The 2,914-nt window shown below is 74.5% G+C and carries 3 protein-coding genes; all 3 read right to left on the bottom strand.

Going from position 1 to position 2,914, the window contains the following annotated elements; all coding sequences use genetic code 11:
• A partial coding sequence (locus tag WA805_RS29825) for a molybdopterin-binding protein (protein WP_425243989.1) occupies positions 1-1,037 on the bottom strand: 1,037 nt, incomplete at its 3' end.
• Positions 1,030-2,268 (bottom strand): gephyrin-like molybdotransferase Glp, encoded by a 1,239-nt coding sequence (glp, locus tag WA805_RS29820; RefSeq protein ID WP_425243988.1) that lies wholly within the window; start codon positions 2,266-2,268, stop codon positions 1,030-1,032. The genes glp and WA805_RS29825, both read right to left, overlap by 8 nt.
• The coding region (locus WA805_RS29815; RefSeq protein ID WP_425243987.1) for an NADH-ubiquinone oxidoreductase-F iron-sulfur binding region domain-containing protein at positions 2,261-2,914 on the bottom strand (654 nt) is incomplete at its 5' end. The genes WA805_RS29815 and glp, both read right to left, overlap by 8 nt.

Below are 2,914 nucleotides of genomic sequence, written 5' to 3'. Positions count from 1 at the left end.
TCCATGCCGAGCGGCGACGCCAGCTTGCGCGCCAGCCGGGCCGTCGCCCGCGGCCGTTGCCGCGGCGGGGCGCCGGACAGCTCCGCGAGCATCGGCACCGCGAAGATGTCGAAGGTGAGTGCCGCCGACACCGGATAGCCTGGCGCCCCGAGCACCGGCGTCTGCCCCACCACGCCGAGCACCACCGGGTGCCCGGGACGCACGGCGACCCCGTGCACGACCAGGGTGCCGGTGGAGGCGACCACCCGCGCGGTGTAGTCGTCCCGGCCCGCGCTTGACCCGGCGATCACGATCAGCAGGTCGCAGTCCGCGGCCGACTCGCGCACCACCGCGGCGATCCGCTCCGGGTCGTCTGGCTCGATCGGCAGGCACCACGCCTCGCACCCGGCCTCCCGTGCCTGCTCGGCGAGCATGAGGGAATTGGTGTCGAGGATTTGCCCTGGCCCGGTCTCCGATCCGATCGGCCGCACCTCGTCTCCGGTCGGGAGGATAAAGACAAGAGCCTTCTTCCGAACGGACACGTGCGTTGCCCCCGCGGCCGCCGCTGCCGCCAGGTCGACGGCGCGGAGCCGGTGTCCCTCAGGGAGCAGCAGCTCGCCGGCACTCACGTCCTCGCCGATGGACCTGACGTGCTGGTATGGAGGGACGCCGGCGCGCAGTTCCGCGCGGCCCGCGTCGTCGTAGTGCACGTGCTCGCGCATGACCACCGCGTCCCGGCGGTCGGGCATCGGGTCGCCGGTGTCCACGACCGTGTAGGCGCCCGGCGGCAGCCAGGCCGGCGTGGTCTCGCTCGCGCCGAGCGTGTCGGCGGAGCTGATCGCGATGCCGTCCATGCCCGCGGCGTCGAACGGCGGCGAGGACCTGACGGCCCAGATCGGCGCGGCGGTGACGAGGCCGCCGGCCTCGGTGACCGGCACCGTGACGGCGGGCAGCCGGTCCGGGCAGCCCGCGGCCTCGCGCGCGGCGCGCCAGGCGTCCAGGGCCTGCGCCGCCGGAACGTCGCGGATGAACGGGCTGTTCGCTGGCCTGTCAGGCATACAGGATCACGTCCACCTCGCTGCCCGCGTCGAGGCCCGTCGCTTCCTCGGGAATCACGATGTAGCCGTCGGCCGCTGTCAGCACCGACAGTAGCGCCGACAACCCGAACACAGGGGCCGCCACCCCGTCCCCGCTCACCTTCACCTGGACGACGTCGAGCCGCCCGGTCGCGGACGCGAGGTCTCTCGACAGCCTGGCCCGCACCGACGGCTCGGGCGGCGGCACGGTGCAGCCGCCGACCAGGCGGACGACCGGCGTCCCGACGAGCCGGAACACGACGAGCGCCGACCGCGGGTTGCCTGGCAGCCCGATGACCGGCACCCCGGCGCATTCGGCCAGCAGGGTGGGCTTGCCCGGCTTGATGGCCAGCCCGTGGCACCAGATGCCGGGCTCGCCGAGACGCCCGACGGCGTTCGCGGTCTCGTCCCTGGCGCCGACCGAGGAGCCGGCGGAGATCAGCAGCACATCGCTGGCCGGCAGTGCCTCGCGGAGGGCTTTTTCCAGCGCGCCAGGGTCGTCGGCCACGATCCCGCCGAACACCGGCGCCCCGCCCGCGTCCGTGACCAGGGCGGCGAGCGCGGACGCCGTGGCGTCGCGCACCTGGCCCGGCTTCAGCTCCGCCGTGTCCGGCGGCACCACCTCGTCGCCGGTGGAGAAGATCGTCACCACCGGCCTCTTGCGCACGGTCACGGACGTCACGCCCGCCGCGGCGAGCATGCCCAGGTCCTGGGGGCGCAGCGGCCGCCCGGCATGGACGATCTCTGCGCCGGGCTTCGCGTCCTCGTCGGCGCGGACCACGCCCTCGCCAGGCGCGACCGGGCGGACTACCTCGACCGTGCCTGGCATCACCTCGGCGGTGTACTCGACCATTACGATCGCGTCCGCGCCCGGCGGCAGGGCGCCGCCGGTCGGCATGGTGACCGCCGTGCCCGGGGTGACAGCCGTCGTCGGCTCGGCGCCCATCAGGACGGCGCCGGTGACGGTGAGGTAGCCGGGCAGCCCTTCGGACACCCCGTAGGTGTCGGCGGCGCGAACGGCGTACCCGTCGACGGTGGATCGGGCGAAGCCGGGCAGCGGGTACGGAGCGGTGACGGGCTCGCTGGGCACCCTGCGCAGCGCGTCGCCCAACGGCACGGTTTCGGTGCCGGCCCGCCGCCCTGGCCGGAAGCCGGCCAGGGCCTCCGCGACCGTCCTGGTGGTGAAGAATTCCCGCCCGACGGCGTCAGCCATGGTCCTCCGCTAGCCGGAGCACGCTCATCACCGGTCCGAGCGCGACCTGGCCGAGCCCGCAGATCGAGGTGCGGCGCATCACCTCGGCGAGGTCGCGCACCTCGCCGTTCACGCCGCCGGGACCGCCGCCCGCGGCGAGCAGGCCGTCGAGGATGACGTGCGCCTTCGTCGAGCCGACCCGGCACGGCACGCACTTGCCGCAGGACTCGTCGCGGAAGAACCGCAGCACGTTGGTGGCGGCGGCGAGCAGGTCGGTGCCCTCGGCCAGCACGACCAGCGCGCCGGAGCCGAGCATGGACCCGGCCTCGCGCAGCGAGCCGAAGTCGAGCGGCACGTCGAGCTGGTCCGGGCCGAGGAAGTTGGAGGAGGCGCCGCCCGGCTGGATGGCGCCGAGCGCCCGCCCGCCGGACACCCCGCCGGCCTCCTCGAGCAGCTCACGGGCGGTGGTGCCCATCGGCACGCAATAGACCCCAGGGCGCTCGACGTGCCCGGAGACGGCGAAGAACTTCAGCCCGGCGTGCTCGCCCGCGCCCTGCGCGGTCCACCAGGCCGCGCCGCGCCTTGTGATGACCGGGACGTGCGCGAACGTCTCGACCGAGTTCATCAGCGTCGGCTGGCCGTGCAGGCCGTACACGCCGGGGAACGG

The sequence above is a fragment of the Trebonia sp. genome (assembly GCF_049794275.1).
In the GTDB taxonomy this organism is placed as follows: Bacteria; Actinomycetota; Actinomycetes; order Streptosporangiales; family Streptosporangiaceae; genus Trebonia.
Note: the sequence above shows the minus strand (reverse complement) of the source record. Positions and strands in the feature narration are given on the sequence as shown.